This window comes from Pseudanabaena biceps PCC 7429 (assembly GCF_000332215.1).
GTDB classification, from domain to species: domain Bacteria; phylum Cyanobacteriota; class Cyanobacteriia; order Pseudanabaenales; family Pseudanabaenaceae; genus Pseudanabaena; species Pseudanabaena biceps.
The window spans coordinates 1-17,416 of sequence record NZ_ALWB01000123.1; the positions used below are offsets into that span (position 1 = coordinate 1).

The 17,416-nt window shown below is 43.7% G+C and carries 13 protein-coding genes; 2 read left to right on the plus strand and 11 right to left on the minus strand.

Annotation, left to right across the window (positions count from 1 at the left end; all coding sequences use genetic code 11):
• Positions 1-179: 179 nt before the first annotated feature.
• Positions 180-788: a cob(I)yrinic acid a,c-diamide adenosyltransferase gene (gene cobO, locus PSE7429_RS14070; RefSeq protein ID WP_009627897.1), complete on the minus strand. Its 609-nt coding sequence runs from the start codon at positions 786-788 to the stop codon at positions 180-182.
• A gap of 363 nt (positions 789-1,151) precedes the next feature.
• Between cobO and cax the strand changes: the two genes are divergently transcribed.
• On the plus strand, positions 1,152-2,234 hold the full coding sequence (cax, locus tag PSE7429_RS14075) for a calcium/proton exchanger (RefSeq protein WP_009627898.1): 1,083 nt from the start codon (positions 1,152-1,154) through the stop codon (positions 2,232-2,234).
• 216 nt (positions 2,235-2,450) lie between these two features.
• Here the strand turns inward: cax and PSE7429_RS14080 are convergent, their stop codons facing one another.
• The 5 genes from PSE7429_RS14080 to PSE7429_RS14100 form a co-directional block, all read right to left on the minus strand.
• The gene (locus PSE7429_RS14080; protein WP_009627899.1) at positions 2,451-4,985 is read right to left on the minus strand and encodes an EAL domain-containing protein; all 2,535 of its coding nucleotides are present in this window, start codon (positions 4,983-4,985) and stop codon (positions 2,451-2,453) included.
• On the minus strand, positions 4,966-5,859 hold the full coding sequence (locus tag PSE7429_RS14085) for a FecR family protein (RefSeq protein WP_009627900.1): 894 nt from the start codon (positions 5,857-5,859) through the stop codon (positions 4,966-4,968). Before PSE7429_RS14085 ends, PSE7429_RS14080 begins: the two co-directional genes overlap by 20 nt.
• A 147-nt stretch (positions 5,860-6,006) precedes the next feature.
• The gene (locus PSE7429_RS14090; RefSeq protein WP_009627901.1) at positions 6,007-7,080 is read right to left on the minus strand and encodes a hypothetical protein; all 1,074 of its coding nucleotides are present in this window, start codon (positions 7,078-7,080) and stop codon (positions 6,007-6,009) included.
• 247 nt (positions 7,081-7,327) lie between these two features.
• Positions 7,328-7,579 (minus strand): HNH endonuclease, encoded by a 252-nt coding sequence (locus tag PSE7429_RS14095; protein ID WP_009627902.1) that lies wholly within the window; start codon positions 7,577-7,579, stop codon positions 7,328-7,330.
• A gap of 618 nt (positions 7,580-8,197) precedes the next feature.
• The gene (locus tag PSE7429_RS14100) at positions 8,198-10,684 is read right to left on the minus strand and encodes a dynamin family protein (protein ID WP_009627903.1); all 2,487 of its coding nucleotides are present in this window, start codon (positions 10,682-10,684) and stop codon (positions 8,198-8,200) included.
• A gap of 420 nt (positions 10,685-11,104) precedes the next feature.
• Between PSE7429_RS14100 and PSE7429_RS14105 the strand changes: the two genes are divergently transcribed.
• On the plus strand, positions 11,105-11,488 hold the full coding sequence (locus tag PSE7429_RS14105) for a hypothetical protein (protein WP_009627904.1): 384 nt from the start codon (positions 11,105-11,107) through the stop codon (positions 11,486-11,488).
• A 284-nt stretch (positions 11,489-11,772) separates the two neighbouring features.
• Here PSE7429_RS14105 and lpxD (PSE7429_RS14110) read toward each other — a convergent pair whose 3' ends face one another.
• The 5 genes from lpxD (PSE7429_RS14110) to PSE7429_RS14130 form a co-directional block, all read right to left on the minus strand.
• A complete protein-coding gene (lpxD, locus tag PSE7429_RS14110) occupies positions 11,773-12,834 on the minus strand; it encodes a UDP-3-O-(3-hydroxymyristoyl)glucosamine N-acyltransferase (protein WP_009627905.1) in 1,062 nt (353 codons plus the stop codon).
• Positions 12,835-12,848: 14 nt separating this feature from the next.
• The gene (gene lpxD, locus PSE7429_RS14115) at positions 12,849-13,910 is read right to left on the minus strand and encodes a UDP-3-O-(3-hydroxymyristoyl)glucosamine N-acyltransferase (RefSeq protein WP_100228948.1); all 1,062 of its coding nucleotides are present in this window, start codon (positions 13,908-13,910) and stop codon (positions 12,849-12,851) included.
• Positions 13,911-14,091: 181 nt separating this feature from the next.
• Complete coding sequence (locus PSE7429_RS14120) at positions 14,092-14,583, minus strand: DUF427 domain-containing protein (RefSeq protein WP_009627907.1); 492 nt, start codon at positions 14,581-14,583, stop codon at positions 14,092-14,094.
• A 403-nt stretch (positions 14,584-14,986) separates the two neighbouring features.
• A complete protein-coding gene (locus PSE7429_RS14125) occupies positions 14,987-16,678 on the minus strand; it encodes a hypothetical protein (RefSeq protein WP_009627908.1) in 1,692 nt (563 codons plus the stop codon).
• 54 nt (positions 16,679-16,732) lie between these two features.
• A complete protein-coding gene (locus PSE7429_RS14130) occupies positions 16,733-17,221 on the minus strand; it encodes a hypothetical protein (protein WP_009627909.1) in 489 nt (162 codons plus the stop codon).
• Positions 17,222-17,416 lie beyond the last annotated feature (195 nt).

The window sequence follows — 17,416 nt, forward strand, 5'->3', positions numbered from 1 at the left end:
TTATGTCCTGATCCAGTTGACGGCAGCTATAAGTATAGCTGCCGTCAACTGGATCAGGACAAAATCAAAACCCAAGAAGAGAAGATTGGCGCGAAGCGCCAATCTTCTCTTCTTGGGTTTTATGTACTATCAAAAAAATCCTATGCCGCCCGCGTAGCAGGCGGCATAGGATGTTGATTTTAAAACTCTATACCCGCTTGAGCTTTAACGCCTTGTTCTCGAAAAGGATGCTTGACGAGTTCCATTCTGGTGACTAAATCCGCAACTTCAATTAATTCAGCAGGTGCGCCTCGCCCCGTGAGAATTACATGGGAGTCAGCAGGCTTTTCCTTAAGCCCAGCAATTACAGTTTCAACATCGAGATAGCCCAGCTTTAGAGCAATATTTATCTCGTCAAGTAGGACAAGTTTGTATTCGGGATTTTTGATATAGCTGCGTCCCACTTCCCATGCTTCTTGCGTTTTGGCAATATCGCGATCGCGGTCTTGAGTTTCCCATGTAAAGCCATCACCGAGAGCCTGAAAAACCAACTGCTCTTGCCACATAGAAAATACAAGTTTTTCCGCAGGTTCCCACGCGCCCTTGATAAATTGAATGATCGCCACTTTATACCCATGTCCTAGCGATCGCAATACCATCCCTAAGGCAGCAGTAGTTTTGCCCTTGCCATCACCAGTATTGATGATGATTAGCCCTTTTTCGAGGTTACGCTCGGCGACCCGCTGATGCTGAATTTCTTGACGACGTTGCATCTTGATACGGTGTTGTTCTGCGGTAAGTTCGGTCATAGGGTTCCTATAAAATTACGGCGCATATAAATAGGTAAGCACGGGTAAACTTAAAGCCTAGAAGAGAGTACTGACCGCTATGCGGGCGGTACTCTCTCTGGTTTTAGTTTTTAATTATGCTGAACTACTTAGCATTTTCATTTTACCTTGAGTTAGTAACCCAAAAGATGAGTTGCGGCGCTTCGCGCCGCAACTCATCTTTTAGTGGTACATATGTGAAGCGCCGTCATTCTCTTATTGTTGTCCTAATCCAGATGAGGAGTAAGCTCTCGGATTACGTATTTTATCGTAATCTTTAGGGGAGTCCGAATCAGATTCCTAAAGATTAAGGTATATTTAGCCTTGACGCTAAAACGACTGATTATGTTTAAGAAAATCTTCTCCTTTGGTTTACTTGCGTTTGTGCCGATTTCCGTAATCGGTCATTTACTAGGATGGAATTCCACATTGATATTTGTGACTTCAGCGATCGCCATTTTGCCCTTGGCTGGTTGGCTCAGTACGGCAACCGAAGAAATATCAGTGGTTTTAGGTCCGTCATGGGGTGGCTTGTTAAATGCAACCTTTGGCAATGCCACGGAGTTAATTATTGCGATCGTGGCTTTAAATGCAGGCTTTACTAGCGTCGTGAAAGCGAGTATTACAGGTTCGATTATTGGGAATCTATTGTTAGTAATGGGGCTATCGATGTTTTTGGGGGGACTGCGCTATAAGGAGCAGGAATTTCAACCAACCATGGCCCGATTAAACGCATCAGTGATGAATTTAGCGGTGGTCGCTATCCTATTACCGACAGCCGCAAATTTCACATCGGTGGGCATTAGCGAAGCAATTTTGCAAAAGCTATCGATCGCTGTGGCGATCGTGCTGATTGTGGTTTATTGCCTGACGCTTCTATTTTCAATGAAAACCCATGCCTACCTCTATGATGTCGGTAAGTCGGAAGCCGATGACGCAGAGATATCGGAAGGACATCCCCAACAAATCAATTTAGGACTATGGATTGCGGTTCTTTTTGGAGTGACTTTGCTAGTGGCTCTAGAATCTGAACTACTGGTCGGAACCCTAGAAGAAGCAACGGCTCAGCTTGGTTTAACCGAATTATTTACTGGGGTGATTTTGTTACCGATTATTGGCAATGCTGCCGAACATACAACGGCAATTACCGTAGCCATGAAGAACAAGATGGAACTTTCAGTATCAGTTGCCGTAGGATCAAGTATGCAGATCGCCCTATTTGTTGCGCCTTTACTGGTGATTGTGGGTTGGTTTATGGGTAAACCGATGGATTTAAATTTCAATCCCTTTGAGTTAGTGGCAGTTGCTGTAGCGGTACTGATTGCTAATTCGATTAGTTCGGATGGGCGATCGAATTGGCTAGAAGGTTCTTTATTAGTGGCGACCTATGCAATTTTGGGCTTTGCTTTTTACTTTCAACCGATCTAAGCAGTAGCAACTAAAGCTGCGATCGCAAAATATTCTTACAGCACTTTGCGCTATAAGTAACGTCAGTTCAGGTTAAGCTGGCAAATTTTAAAATCCCAAAAGGAAAAGCCTTGCTATGCAAGGCTTTTCCTTTTGGGATTTGAGAAATGGTTTGCTACGCAAACCATTTCTCAAATCCCATTTCAAATCATCCCGAACTCAAGTGAATTAGAATTGCTATATAGATTGAAAGATGGCTTCGATCGCTTTAACATCAAGCGGTCTAAACAAAAAGAAACCCTGTCCATCCCCATCTTCACTGAGCAAATCTTGTAAATAATTTAACTGGGCTAAGCTTTCAATCCCTTCCGCCACGATATGGGCCTTAACACTCTTAGCTAAAGCAATAATTGCTTGGAGAATGCCCATACCATTGGTATTGGTATGGATATTATTAACGAAGGAACGGTCAATTTTTAAACCATCAAAAGGAAACTTATGTAGATAGGCAAGCGAGGAATAACCAGTACCAAAGTCATCAATATAAATCTTGATACCTACTTGACGCATCTGATTTAGGATAGTTAGCGCTGAGTTGGGGTTTTCCATAATCGAGCTTTCCGTTAATTCGATCTTCAGGTGTTCTGGCGATAACTGCGTCTGCTGGAGAATATTGAGACATTTTTCGAGTACATCCTTCTGCGCTAACTGCTTAGGAGATAGATTCACACTGATGGTAATGTCTTTGGCTTTAGGGAATTTCTGATGCCAAGACTTGAGCTGTAAACAGGCATTTCGCATAATCCAATCACCGATAGGAACGATCAGCCCCGTTTCCTCCGCCAGAGGAATAAACTGAGTAGGCGATATCAATCCACGTTCGGGATGTTGCCACCGAATCAAGGCTTCTAAGCCTACGATTTGCATATTGCTGAGGGCGAGGATTGGTTGGTAATAGATGAGAAATTCTTGATGGGGTTGATTCTGAATGTCTTGACTGATCGCAACAGCTTTACGAAGATCTTTTTCGAGCTGTAGGCGCTTGAGCACTCTTTCACGCATAGAGATATGAAAGACCTGATTGCAGGAGATTCCTAATTTTTTGGCATAAAACATTGCGGTATCGGCATCTCTCAAAAGAATCTCAGGCGAGTTTATTTCTGAAGAATTACGCTCTTCGATAGGATTGATTTGATGGAATTTAATACCAATATTTGCCGAAATATCAATCTGGTTTCCTGCGATTATAAAAGGAATTTTAAATTTGCTTTGGATCGCATCGGCGATGGCGATCGCTTCCTGCTCATCGCTCAGACTCTCCAAAAGGATGACAAATTCGGCTCCTCCAAAACGAGCAATAGATACTTGAGAGGGTACGGTACTCCGCAAGCATTTACTGACTTCCACAATGAGCAAATTACCAATGGGATGCCCAAAGGTATCATTAATATTTTTAAATCGAGCAATATTAATCCAGAGAATCGCTAGAAGATGGGGGCGATCGCGCTTGGGCAAAGATGGAATATTCTGATGGAGCAGGTTTTGTAAAATCCTCTCAAACTGCGAACGGTTGTACAATCCTGTCAAATGGTCGTGGGTTGATTCGTATTCAAGCTGAATTTTGGTAGTTTGCAACGATCGCCACACTTGCCAACGCTCCTGTAGCGCGATCGCGAATCCCGTTAACAGAATCATCAAAATAGGAACGGCGATCGCTATCCAGTAATTAGCAATAAAAGCGATAAAAGCCGTAATCACCCAGATTCCAGCCAAAGCGAAAGCGCTGATACTCCCGATCCATAAATTCTTTCTGGGTGAGAGTAAACTAATGATCAGGCTGCCAACTAGAGCCAAAATCCAGATGTCATTGGAATTGGTAACTACCAGCGAATTCTTTTGGAGTAAATTTTGTAAAACCATGGCATGTAAATGCACGCCGCTGGCAGGTGGATTGCGGTCAAAGGGAGTGACTAAACTATCTATCCCTGAAGCAGTTGCACCGACTAAGATAATTTTATGATAGAAGACGGATGAGGGAACCTGATCGTTAATAACATCGCTAAATGATACTTGAGGGATATCTTTAACTCGCTTTGTCCAATTAATAGTTAAGGTCTGATTTAGTTGAGGTAATAGATTAAACGTGGCATTGGTCAGATCGTAGGTTTGTAGCATGGCAACGCCAAGAGTTGGCACATCATGGATTTGTAAATCCATTTGGCGGACAATTCCATCAATATCTTCACGTTTGAGAATATGCCCAACTGCCGCACCTGCATTGCCAATCGGCTCTACGGGTAACAAGGGCTGACCCGACTTATCCCAAGCCATTGCTAGCACTACTTTTTGCGATCGCTCAATTGCTGCGGCTAGTTCCCGATCGTTGCCACTGGGCTCAGACCATAAAATATCAAAACCAATAACACTGGTTTCTGCGGGTTCGAGTTTTTGTAAAAGCTGGACATAGCGATCGCGCGTCCATGGAAATCGACCCAGTTTTTGGATACTCTCATCATCGATGCTAATCATCATCAACCGTTCGTCCCAAGGGCGATCGCCTCGCCAATTCGTAAAGCTATTGTAGGCAAACAATTCGATAGGTTGTAAAAAGCCCGAATATAGCGTCAGTAGTAAAGTGATACTCGTAGCAAATATGGTTGGTAAAACGCGCCAGATCGGATGTAGCAATCGCGATCGCCTACTATTGATACGATGATTCAGCAATAGTTTAGGAACTAATCGAGAAATAAACTCAGAGAATAGGGATCTCATAGACTTGTATTTTTCCCGTAGTGTTTTCCACCGTTACTGTGACCTTTAAACTGGAAGGGGCAGGCAATTGAAGATAAAACTTGCCACTGCGATCTAAAGCTTGCTCTTTTCCCTCTACCTTCACAGTGTTAAAAGGATCGGTGTAACCGATCAAAACAATAGACCGACCTGAACCCGATGCGCGGCGATCGATCGCATATTTCAAACTCGCATCATTATTAATAGGAACAGGTGTGGAAGGTGGCTGTCCGACCACGGTTAGATTTTGAAATCCCCCATTAACCATTTTGGTCTGGTTTTGAGCTGTAGTAGCCACACTTCCTTGAAGAGTTGTAATCACCATGTCGCCACTGTTTTTAGATTGCACAATATATCTAGTTCCCCTGACTCCACTAATTCCCGCAGGGGTTTGAATATTAAGTTGAGAGCCACGATTGGTAAATTTTCTTATTTGCAATCTTGCCTTGCCACGAGGTACAAATAAATTGGTAATACGACCATTATCAGCAGCTATTTTAAAGGAATTAATTCTAATAGTTGTATTTTCAGAAACATAGATCGAACCTACCCCCGTATCGACGCTTAAAACTGCCGTGCCATTTGCTCCCGTAGAAATTTCATCGCTAGGAGTTTGCAAGCGATCGCCATTTTGGGCAGGTCGATTCTCATAGTTATATAAATTACGATAGGTGACATTTCCCGATACTTTTTCAACTTTTAACCATTGATTAGTCCGAACTTGAATGCCATTTTGAGCAATAACTCCTTGTTTGCTTTGTGGGAGTAAAATAGCTCCAGAGATATCAATGCATAGCCCCAGAAAAGCAATAAAAATCAAATTGAATTTAGGATGGGGGGGGCGTTTTTGTAGCATTTGTAAATGCGTTGGAATATTTTCTGAAAATTTACTATGACAATCTTCTTACATATCCATGATACTCTCCTATGTCCATTCTCTTATCGCGAAGCTACAGTTTTTACCCATTGAATTGCTGGCGATTTTAACTGGGAAATTGAGAATCTATAGGGAATTAATGGCGGATTTGGCGAGAAAGTCACGCAAACGGCGGGAAATTAATTCGCGACTGCCCATTCTCCGTCCTAGCTCCTTCTCTAAGGCTCCAACGGGTGTTAAATTTTGTGGTGCGCGGGGATCGCGACTAGGATGGGATGCATATTGAGGAATTAAATAGGTGCTTTGATCGGCGATCGCTTTTGCATGGGCGAGGTCTAGCCCTCCATCGAGATCGATCCGAATGATCCCATGTAAATCGTGGTAGCCCAGCTTTTTATAATTGAGATCCTTACTCCCCGAACGCAAATACCAACTGAGGTTAGAGCCATGCGTATTAGCAATCCGAAAAATCGGTGTGCGTTCTCCTACTTTAAGCGATCGCATAATTTGTGCATTTTCTCCCTTGAGGTAAGCCTTACCCATGGTTTTGACATAGCCAATGGTCGCGAAAGGAGTTTGATAAACGCGATAGAGCAAGGGACCATCGCGCACAATTAAGGTGTCTTCGTGAATTAATTCCTTATTTAGCGATAGTTCGTTGGCAATCCGCAGTTCCTCATCAAGCATGGCACTCTGTACGATTTGCGAAGGCGTATCGGGCTCATTGTTGCTATTGGTTAGGCAATAATCATATTTAAGATCGCCTCGACCACTGATAGGACAAGGAATTACGGTGGGCGGAGCGGTTAAGTTTCCCCCCATTGCGATAATCCGTTTGATTTCAGTCGCAATACATTTGGCTCGACTCTTAACCCGATCTACAAGCACTGCGCCGACTGCGATCGTCGCAAAAGCTCCATACAAAATTTCATCGTCACTTCGTCCCAGAAATCTAGCATCTAGACGCAACCGTCCATCAATAAATAAGATTTGATTGGGAAGTTCTGGGGCGATCGCGGCTCTAATGGGCTGCCACTGAGCATTACTGACTTCGACCTCGGTATTGATCTTATCGTTAGTGGGAATCTCTTCAGGATTGATGCTGACTGGCGCATCGTAGCCAATACTCCAAGGTTCGAGGCGAATGTTGTATTCGTTCCAAAAACTTTCTACTGTCGGTTTTACAAGATTAGTAACCATAGAGAAATAAGCTATGTAAAGAGCTATGTAAAGAGCTATGTAAATAGCTATGAATTATACATGAGACAGCCTTAATCCATTGAATTAAATTGAATTACAGCGCTTTGCGCTCGAATCCAAACCAAGAAGCTTTTTGAAAGTGTTGCTTCGCAACACTTTCAAAAAGCTTCTTGTGGTTCTTTTGATCGAAAATTGCTGTAACTTGAATTAAAGGGATGCGTCGCCAAAACATCCGCAATTCTTTAATTCAATCGCTAAATAATCTCCGAAAGCGCGGATCGATTTTGTCTCTTTTTTGGCTATTACATTTGGCACAAAGAGTTTGCAAATTGCTAAGGTCATTGCTTCCCCCCTCAGCTAACGGAATAATATGGTCGATTTGTAATGTCTTGGCGCTCAGGTCAGTTTTATAGCAACTTTGACATTGATAGCTATTGCGATCGAAGACATATTTTCTGACTTCAGGTGGAATATTTATCCGTGGTGTTTTATCTGCCATAGGTGCATTTTTAGCTCGAAGTTTTCCTTCCCATTAAGTAACCCAGATCTAAAATCTGCGGCACACGCGCATCGTGTGCCGCAGATTTTAGGGTTTTATACGCCAATTCAAGGATGAAATGCAACACCCACTCAAAACCGCCTGTAGTAAAACTTTAAAATACTAAGAAGCGACAATATCTCACATTGGATTGTGGGTGTTTTAAATGGGATATTTCTCGAAATACTACAGCCAGCTTTGAGTTAGGGTGTTGCATTTCATTTTTGAATCTACCATATTTAATTAAGCCCACTTACCTAAATAATATTATAATTTCGCCCCAAGCAACAACTAATACCAAATCACAAAATGGCTACGCCATTTTGTGATTTAAAAACCCTTACTGGGTTTGATTTTTAATTTCCAAAAGTGTAGCCACACTTTTGGAAATTGGTATAACTGCGATCGCGTTAAGACCTGTGCAAAGTATCTCTGTTTATAATTTGCTTATAATTTGTGTCAAAATCTCGCGTTTCTAAAAATTAATAATACCAAGTTAAGAAATGGCTACGCCATTTCTTAACTTGGTATTACTCATGCCTAGCTTCTTAGTATAAAAAATATTTCAAAATTTCGTTATTATGCTTCTAAATCTTGCAATCCATCAACAACAAAAGAATCTGCATCAATTACATCAACTACATCAACGATAACTGTTGGGACTGATAAATCAATTTCACTGATGATTGGCAACTTTTTACGCGATAAATCTAACGCTTCTAAACATTGATTGATCCCCGAAATAGATTCGTTGTAAATAGCAATATTTTTCTCTATAGCATCCTGTAAACTACGATTTTTATCGAGCTTTACTTGAGCTTCTTTTTCTAAGGTTTGGGCTAGATAATCGCGGGCGCGATCGTATTGCTGCAAAATGGCATCTGACTGTTTTTCGGCACTGGCTAGCAAATGCGTGCTGAAGGTTTGATTGATTGTCTGGCGAAAAGTACGCATAATTGTATCTTTCACCTTCAATTCAAAATCCAGTTTCAACAACTGCCGAATTGCTGGCTCCGACTCGATCATGCTCTGATAATCGTAGCCACGACAGGCTTGTTGTAGAGTCTGACGCAATTGATAAATGATATTGGTTTCCTCTGCATAAAACTCTGGTCGTTCCCGCACATAGCGATCGCATTCCGTTCTCGCTTCATTGACTATGGCAGCCGATGCGGTCTGGGCAAGGTTTTCTAAGCGCAGCTCAATACCACCATCATTACCCAACAAGCGATAGAGTTCGCGATAATAGGTCGTCTTCTTGATCGTCTCAATTAAATTCTGAAAGAAATTAACAGCAATCTTTTGAGAGTTCTCCACCAGCACTTCTTCTAGCTCATTGGCTAAAAAGTAAAAACCTTCGGCTAGAATCCCCATCAATGGGACAACGGAATTGCGCCGATGGCTAGCCTGAGCGCGTTGGTGGACATCAGCGACGGAGAAATTTTCTAGCAATTCATCCAATCGTCGCACCATATTTTCTTTGAGCTTCCGATAATCAGTCTCCAAGCCTTGATTCTTATTGCTTGCTACCGCATCATTTAGCTCTTGAGCAATATGCTCACGGAAGAGATCGCCAATCTGTTTGAGGTCGTGACCGAGCTTCTGTAATTCCTGAGATTTGATGGCTTCAATGTCACGGGGTTGACTTTCCAACTTATGCCATGTTTCCAAATAGGACTGGCGGAGCGCAATACAAATCGGTTGCAGATCGTCGGCAAGATCGGCAAAAAGCAATGGACGTTTCTCATAGGTGAGATAATTGGTAATTGCCGCCCGAAACTCTTCAATCCCGCTATCCTTAATCAATTGGTTAATTAGGTTTGTACCTAAACTACTCAGCAACCTTACATATTTCTCATTCTTGGCATTGGTTTCTAAGACACTGTAGGGAATTGGGAATTTAGCAATATCCAGCTTGCCAGAAACCAGACAATAGCTGTTAAATTCATTGACAAATTGGGGCGTACCTTCTTCTCCACCCACCGACTTAACACTTTCTGCAAATATCGAATCTAAACCAAAGCGATCGCCAATGCTCGTATTTTTAATTTGACTACCATAGAAACCCAGCAAACCACTGGTCTTATAGATTTTCGAGCTATTGCGAAATTGGCTAGCAACGATGTGGTTGAGGCGACTCCGTAGTTGCTCGTTTCGCCAAGTCTCATCAATCCGATTAAACACATAAAATACGCGATCGCGAATACCTGAATTGTTTTGGATCGCTTCGCTGAGTTCTGTCTCATCGGAAGTAAGCTCTCCCGTTGAGGCAGTTTTCAGAACAAATACCACTGCTGAGGTATCGGGGTTTTGAATTTTCTCAAAGGTGAGTAGGGCATCTTTTTTGATCGGGGCATCGATCCCAGGGGTGTCTATGATAACATTGCCATCCTGAAGCAAGGGATGATTACAATAGTATTCCACTCGTTTGAGTACGGCGCTATTAGCTCCACGCCTTGCATAATCAGCAGCTTTCTTGAGATTTTCAAACCCAAATTGCTCCATCGAATAGGTGGCATTAGCTAGAGAACTAATGCGATCGCGGTTAATAATAAAACCTTCAATCAACAGATTCAGCGCATCAGCATCCTTAGCACGTTTTGATTTGCTCTTGCCTCCTTCCTGCTCGATTATGGCAAGCGTCAGAGTTTGCAATTGCTTGAGAGATTCGATTTGATTAATATTAATTGGAGCGATCTGCCCGACGAGCTGGCATAGCGCTTGTATCTGCTCGCGCACTTCCACTTCGCTGAGAAAGGTCAAGACCACCCTTTCTTCGCCCACTTTCGCAAAGGCAATTTTGCATTCTGTCCCCGTGGCATGTCCCTCGGCGCTATAGAGCAATTCCCTTTCTAATAGCGCATTAATCAACATGGATTTCCCCGCACTAAAGGTTCCTGCAAATACGATCTCAAAAGTTGGCGCGATCGCCTTCCTGAGAGAAGATTGGACAACACTTCCGTCATGCTGCGATCGTAGGCTTGGTTCCTGCTGTAAAAGCTGTAGAACCGCTTCAACCTGTGACTGTAAATCTTGACATTGAGGAAAAAGGTTTGGCAGAGTCATGAACGCAGTTCCTTAGAATTTAGAAAGAATTTAGAAAAACGAGTGTCAATTGAATGTCTGAATGTCAAATAAGATGACAAGATTTCGAGACCTTAGGCTTGATGACGCGAAGCGCTGTAAATCCTAACCCCGAAAAACATAAAAAAAAACCTAGAAAAATACGATGCCTATCGCAAATATATCATTTGTTTACCCTATAGAATCTAGAAACCGACGACTCATGAAAACTCATAAAAATTAAAATAACGCTAATTTCCATAGCAATACCCAACAGATGGGTAGTGATGCCGCTACTCGCGTTATACCAATTCCAAACAAGACTTTGCGGTTATCCATACACAAAGGGGAAGGGTAAGATTAATTAAGAGTGTTACGATCGCTACAGGTAAATACAGGGACTCAAAACAGGGGCTCAAACTCATGAAATACTACACATTTGGCAATAACCTTCCCAGTGGTGGCGGCGGTGACGATCGCTGGTCAGGTGTGCGCTTTTGGCTAACGGCTTTACTGATTTTTTGGACATTGAGCACGATCGGTTTAGGCTGGCTCGTTAATTCTTTCTTTATCCTAGTTGGTCTAGTTACATTTGTTCCTGTAATTGCCTTTTTCGGTTTGCAATGGTGGATTAAACGTAGCATCGTCACTTCAGACTGTCCCGTTTGCGATGCGACTTTTAATGCTTCCCGATCAAGTCAATTTCAATGTCCTAACTGTGGTGAACCCCTCCAAGAGCAACAAAATAAATTTGTACGGCTTTCCCCACCAGGAACGATTGATATTGACGTTCAAGTTGTCGATTAAACACATTGCGCAAGTGAATAGGCATAAACCCCAAGAATTGACTCGCAGCGCGAAGCCACGCCAGTCAATTCTTGGGGTTTGATTTGTCCTAGGTCAAGTGAATGTTGCTAAGTAGTTAGGCGCAAGTAAATATAAAACCAATTCCCAAAAGTGTGGCTACACTTTTGGGAATTGAAAACCAAACCCAGTAAGGGTTTTAAAATCACAAAATGGCGTAGCCATTTTGTGATTTGGTATAAGGGTTTGAAAAACTAAAAATGGCTATGCCATTTTTAGTTTTGGTATTATTCAGCAATCTTGGCTTCTAGTTCCGAAACTTTTTGTTCCAGTTGACGGACAGTGCGGAGGAGAGCGGGAAGGTGACTTTTAGCAATAGTAATGCGATGCCAATCTTCTTCAGGAACGACGGGATAGCCGACCACCCGCGCACCTGCGGGAATATCGCTAGGAATACCTGAATTAACACCAATATTTGCACCATCACCAATATGAAGGTGATATGCAGAACCCGACTGCGCCCCCATGACCACATGATGTCCGAGCGTCGCCCCACCCGCTAATCCTACCTGCGAACCGAGTCGTGAATCGGCTCCGACTTCTGCGCCATGACCAATTTGCACCAAGTTATCGAGCTTTGCTCCTTGTCGAATGGTTGTCATACCGATCGCTGCACGGTCAACGCCGCAAGAGCAACCGATCTCAACATTATCTTCAATGATTGTCCGCCCAATTTGAGGGATTTTATACCAATTCCCATCAGGGGCAAGGTCAAACCCAAACCCATCGGCTCCGAGAACTGTATTAGGGTAGATGACGCAATTCGCGCCAATTTTAGTACGATCCGCGATCGTACAACTGGTATGGATGACTGTATTTGCCCCAATTTCCACATCGTTGTAAATGGTCACGCGGGAATCGATTATGGCATTATCGCCAATTTTGACGCGATCGCTAATGACGACGTAGGGGGCGATCGTCACGTTTTTGCCCAGATGTACATCTTCACCCAAAACCGCTGTGGGATGAATACCCACAGCGGGAGCCACTAGTGGGTGAAACTTTTCGAGAATTTTGGCAAGCAGAATCTGAGGATAGGCGCTGCGAATACAGGGTAAGGAGGAACGCGTTTGCAGATCGAGGATGACTGCACTGGCTTGAGTCTCCTCAAGTAGGGGAATAAATTTTGCTGTGGGGATAAAGGTCACCTCTCCCGATCGGGCAGATGCGATCGCGGCGACACCTGTAATGATCGGATCGGTACTATCGGATTCAAAATGGCAATCGGGCAATAGCTCCCTAAACTCGGCTGCCAGTTCAGAGAGTTTAAAACTAATCAGTTGAGTCATGGATCTAGATAAATTTATTCAGCAAGCTTTGATTCTAGTTCGGCAATGCGCTTTTCCAATTTGCGAACGGTATGGAGTAGATCGGGAAGCTGACGTTCAGCGATAACAACGCGCTTCCAGCTTTTCTCAGGAACTGTGGGGAACCCGATCATAGAAGCGCCTGCGGGCACATCACTGGTAATGCCAGCTTTGCCGCCAATAATTGCGCCATCCCCAACATGAACGCGATCGTTGGCTCCTACTTGTCCCGCCATAACCACATGGTGACCGAGGGTGACCCCACCTGCTAAGCCGACCTGCGCCGCAAGAACCGAGTGCGCTCCAACTGTCACCCCGTGAGCGATTTGCACGAAGTTATCCAGCTTTGCCCCTTTATGAATTATGGTTACACCGACGGAGGGGCGATCGACGGCACAGGAGCAACCCAGCTCGACATTATCTTCAATGATGACATGACCCGTTTGCGGGATTTTATACCAAGTGGCATTGGGGGAGAGTTCAAACCCAAATCCATCAGCACCAAGTACGGCGTTGGGATGAAAAATACAATTCGCACCGATCTGAGTACGATCCCTAATGACACAGTTGGCATGAATGGTCGTGCCCATGCCAATCTCGACATCGTTGTAAATGGTGACATGGGGAAAAATTGTGACGTTATCGGCAATTTTGGTGCGATCGCCAATTACGGCATAGGCTCCGATCGCGACATTCTCTCCCAATTGTACGCCCTCGCCTAAAATTGCAGTGGGATGGATGCCAAGGGGTGCGGTGGGTGGTTGATAAAATTTTTCGAGAACCTTAGCAAAGAGAATGCGCGGATTAGTGGTACGAATACAGGGCAAGGTTGATGGTGTTTTTTGATCGAGAATGACCGCACTGGCTTGCGTATCTTTGAGTTTAGAAACAAATTTTGATGAAGACACAAAGGTGATTTCTCCTGCTTTTGCCTTATCGATCGCTGCTACACCTGTAATGATCGGATCGTCACCATCGGACTCAAAGTGACAATCGGGTAAGACGGTGGCTAGCTCTGAAGCGAGTTCGGAGAGTTTGAAAGAAATCATTGGTGTCATGATTTAGATGAATATCAAGAGTAATGGCGATCATCATACCAAACCCCCAACTAAACCCCCAACTAAACCCCCAAGCAAAGACGTTACAAAGCATCGTCTTTACTTTTTGCTATCCTCAATTTCCTCAATTTACCAGAGCCAATTGATCAGAGCCAATTGATCAGAGCCAACAGCCCTAAATTTACCAGCCCCAAGTTCCTGCTTCGCCCTTAAAGGGACCTACGATATCGGAAGTAATCCAGCCACCATAAAAATCGCCTGCTTGCGGTGTGATTAGCTCATCATTGACATAGCAGGCATCCATCAGACTGCCATAGAAACTTAATGAATCTTGAATATCTACAAAATTAGGGGTCGGGTGGGCATATCGCCAAGCTGCATTTTGAATGTATCTATCCGCGATCGCTATATCATAATATTGACTAATTCCCTTCCATTCGCACATTGTTCTCCGCGAAGTCTCAATTAAATATTCCATTTGAATATCTGCTAAGGGAATGTAGTAGCAAGGAGGATGACTGGTTTCCAAAACGCGCTTAGCACGTTGGGTTTCAGCGATGACGATGCCATTGCAAACGATGCGAATATGTTTATTTGTACTTTCGAGAATAGCAGGGCGGGGATAGTCCCATACAGATTCCTGTCCTGCTTGTGGCACAATTCGTTCGGGCATGAGGTTTTCTCTTAAAAAAATTAGAGTTGTGGCGCTTTACGCCACAACTCTAATTTATACCAATTCATTATTTTTGGTTTTGCAAATGAACAAGTAAGTAGCTAGGCATAAGTAAACTTAAAACCTAGAAGAGCATACCGCCCGCGTAGCGGGCGGTATGCTCGCTGGTTTTGTTTTTTAATTATGCCTAACTACTTACTATTGGCTGTGAACAAGAATCGACTCTAAGGCTTTAAGTGTTTTACCGCGCTTTGCGCTCAAATCCAAACCAAGGAAATTTTGCCAGCCTTGCTTCGTAGGGCTGGCAAAAATTTCCTCATGGTTTATTTGATCGATAAAGGCTGTAAGCACATTTATGCCCAATTAGGTATGACCTTTAGAATAGTGAATATGTTCCTTAGCTTTATGGGCTGTCACTTCTTGGATAATTTCTTTGATGATTTTTTTGATGATTTCTTTGATAATCACTGCCTGAACCGTAGTGCCATGCATCGATCCGACTTTGTAACCGATATTGTTGTTCGGGGAGGAGGTTGGCGATCGCTGATTCTAGCGGTGGGCTAATTAGATCGCAAAAACTATATGCTCCCAAGCCAAGATAATGCTTGAGCCAATCGAACAAGGTTGGAATCCCTACCTGTTGCATGATTTTGAGAATTAGGATGGGCTCGGCAATGGACATCGCTAGCATCGTTTGAGCGAGGGGGATAAACTGCACGACATCTTGCAAAAAAGGATAGAGAACCCGATCGCCTAGTTTCTCCATTACCGTAAAGGTGACATTGAGTAAATAATTAATGCGATCGCTTGCGATTTTTTGATTGACAGCAACACTCATGGACTTTTGAAATAGCCAAGTTACCGATAGATTGGGTTGATAGGGTTGGAGCGATCGCAAATTTCCCTTGGTTAATAAATCAGCTTGCAAAGCGTTGTTAATCCCCTTACTCAAGCGCGGCAGATGGCGTACCATTGCCCCAAAGCCCCCAAAACTAAGGGGAGACTGCATTCCCGAACTATCCCCTACCTGTAAAATCCGATCCCAAGGAGTCTGTAAAGGATTATTTTGGTAGGAAGGAAAAAAGCCAAAGAGAACTCGTTTGAATTCCAGTTGGGAAAGTTCGATGTTCTGATATTTAGGGAGCAAAAAAAGATAATCTTCCATCAATTGCGCGAAACTCGGACGTTGCGGATCAGCATCCACATAGGTAAACATATAAGTGGTTCTCCCATCCCGCGCAGGGAATGCTTCCCAAAAATACTGGCATTGATTTTGGATGGGGGTAAAGCTATAAATCAGGTCGCCGTAAGTGCTTTCTGGCATCCCCTTTGCACAACTACCGACCACCATACAAACTCCATCGGGTTTGATACTGCCCTGTACTTGCGATCGCGCTTGCTTAGCGATCGGGGAAAAATGCCCCATGACATCCAGTAACAGTCTTCCTTTAATAGCGATCTTCTCGCGATCTACACGATCATGATCATCTAAGCGATCATCTTGTCGTGCAAATTCTACGGATACACCATCGGTATAGATGATCGCTTGCGTAAATGTGGCTTGTTCCCATAGCGTTCCACCCGCACCCAAAAACTTTTGTTTGAGAACTTCGAGTAGATAAACAGGATCGACCCCAATATTAAGAATATCGCGTACCCATAGCTCTTTACCGCCATTAAAACCAACTCGCGCAGGATTGTATACAGTGGCAATAGCAGTTTCGAGTTCGAGCTCAGTTAATAAACCTAATTCTAAAAAAGCATTTAATTCCTGTCGGGAAATATTCCATTCTTGCTCTCTTCCGCGTAAGATGCCCCGCTCGATAATGGCAACGCGCCAGCCTTGACATTGCAATGCACAGGCGATGAAGATCCCCAAAGTACCGCCGCAAACGATCACATCAAAATTTTGTTCGCCCTTTTGTTCGCCCTTTTGTTTGCCCTTTTGTTCGCCTATTTTCCCCTGCGCCATTTGCACTACTGGTACGATCGCCTGATTACTTTGACGATAGCTAGCCCAAAAAGCATCCATGCTTTCTAATTGCGCTGGAGTCTCCGCAGGCATTTGCGATCGCAGGGTTTGAAATAAGGACATAGTTTTAAACGTATTTGAACGCAATAAATATCGGCTGAGCCGATATTTATTATCCTAGAGCTTATAGCGAGGATCACAATAGTCGCGAAACCATTTATTGGCAGCATCAGCGATCGCCGCTTCACTTACGTCCACAGGGGGAGTTTGACCGACTCGCATAAAAGCCATCGCCAACCGCCAACCATGAGCAGTCGGCACAACAAATAACCAGTAAGCACGCTGCGTTGTTTCTGACCTTCCCGTTTGTCGTTCCAGCATCGAGAGAAATACCTGCTGTGGCAGGCGATCGCGATCTTGATCGGGCGCTAGGGGCAAAGGCTCTAGTTCTGGTTGACTTACGGTCATTACCTCCCGATTAATCCGCAAACGGCTATAAACGCGATTGAGATAATCGGGCAAATCCTTGGCTAAGGACTGGCTCAAGCTTGGAAAATCCGCAGGGCAAGTCCGATTATTAATATAGTTTTCGGCATTGACTGCCTCAGGAATATTGACAAATATGGCGATCGCGATCGCCAATCTAGCTAGCTGATGATAAGTCATCCAATTTCCTACCATATTTACTGCGGGGGGACTTGAGGAAGCTTATATATATCGCCAATTGTACACCGCAAGAATTGATTAGCGGCGCGAAGCGCCGCTAATCAATTCTTGCGGTTTGATTTGTCTTAAGTCAAGATTAAAATCCAGATTAAAAATCTGTGGCGCACGCTGCGCGTGCGCCACAGGGGGTAATTC

What these genes read in the sequence shown, in the direction of transcription:
- cobO (WP_009627897.1), bottom strand. Translation starts at nt 788, where the DNA reads ATGACCGAACTTACCGCAGAACAACACCGTATCAAGATGCAACGTCGT.
- cax (WP_009627898.1), top strand. Translation starts at nt 1,152, where the DNA reads ATGTTTAAGAAAATCTTCTCCTTTGGTTTACTTGCGTTTGTGCCGATT.
- PSE7429_RS14080 (WP_009627899.1), bottom strand. Translation starts at nt 4,985, where the DNA reads ATGAGATCCCTATTCTCTGAGTTTATTTCTCGATTAGTTCCTAAACTA.
- PSE7429_RS14085 (WP_009627900.1), bottom strand. Translation starts at nt 5,859, where the DNA reads ATGCTACAAAAACGCCCCCCCCATCCTAAATTCAATTTGATTTTTATT.
- PSE7429_RS14090 (WP_009627901.1), bottom strand. Translation starts at nt 7,080, where the DNA reads ATGGTTACTAATCTTGTAAAACCGACAGTAGAAAGTTTTTGGAACGAA.
- PSE7429_RS14095 (WP_009627902.1), bottom strand. Translation starts at nt 7,579, where the DNA reads ATGGCAGATAAAACACCACGGATAAATATTCCACCTGAAGTCAGAAAA.
- PSE7429_RS14100 (WP_009627903.1), bottom strand. Translation starts at nt 10,684, where the DNA reads ATGACTCTGCCAAACCTTTTTCCTCAATGTCAAGATTTACAGTCACAG.
- PSE7429_RS14105 (WP_009627904.1), top strand. Translation starts at nt 11,105, where the DNA reads ATGAAATACTACACATTTGGCAATAACCTTCCCAGTGGTGGCGGCGGT.
- lpxD (WP_009627905.1), bottom strand. Translation starts at nt 12,834, where the DNA reads ATGACTCAACTGATTAGTTTTAAACTCTCTGAACTGGCAGCCGAGTTT.
- lpxD (WP_100228948.1), bottom strand. Translation starts at nt 13,910, where the DNA reads ATGACACCAATGATTTCTTTCAAACTCTCCGAACTCGCTTCAGAGCTA.
- PSE7429_RS14120 (WP_009627907.1), bottom strand. Translation starts at nt 14,583, where the DNA reads ATGCCCGAACGAATTGTGCCACAAGCAGGACAGGAATCTGTATGGGAC.
- PSE7429_RS14125 (WP_009627908.1), bottom strand. Translation starts at nt 16,678, where the DNA reads ATGTCCTTATTTCAAACCCTGCGATCGCAAATGCCTGCGGAGACTCCA.
- PSE7429_RS14130 (WP_009627909.1), bottom strand. Translation starts at nt 17,221, where the DNA reads ATGACTTATCATCAGCTAGCTAGATTGGCGATCGCGATCGCCATATTT.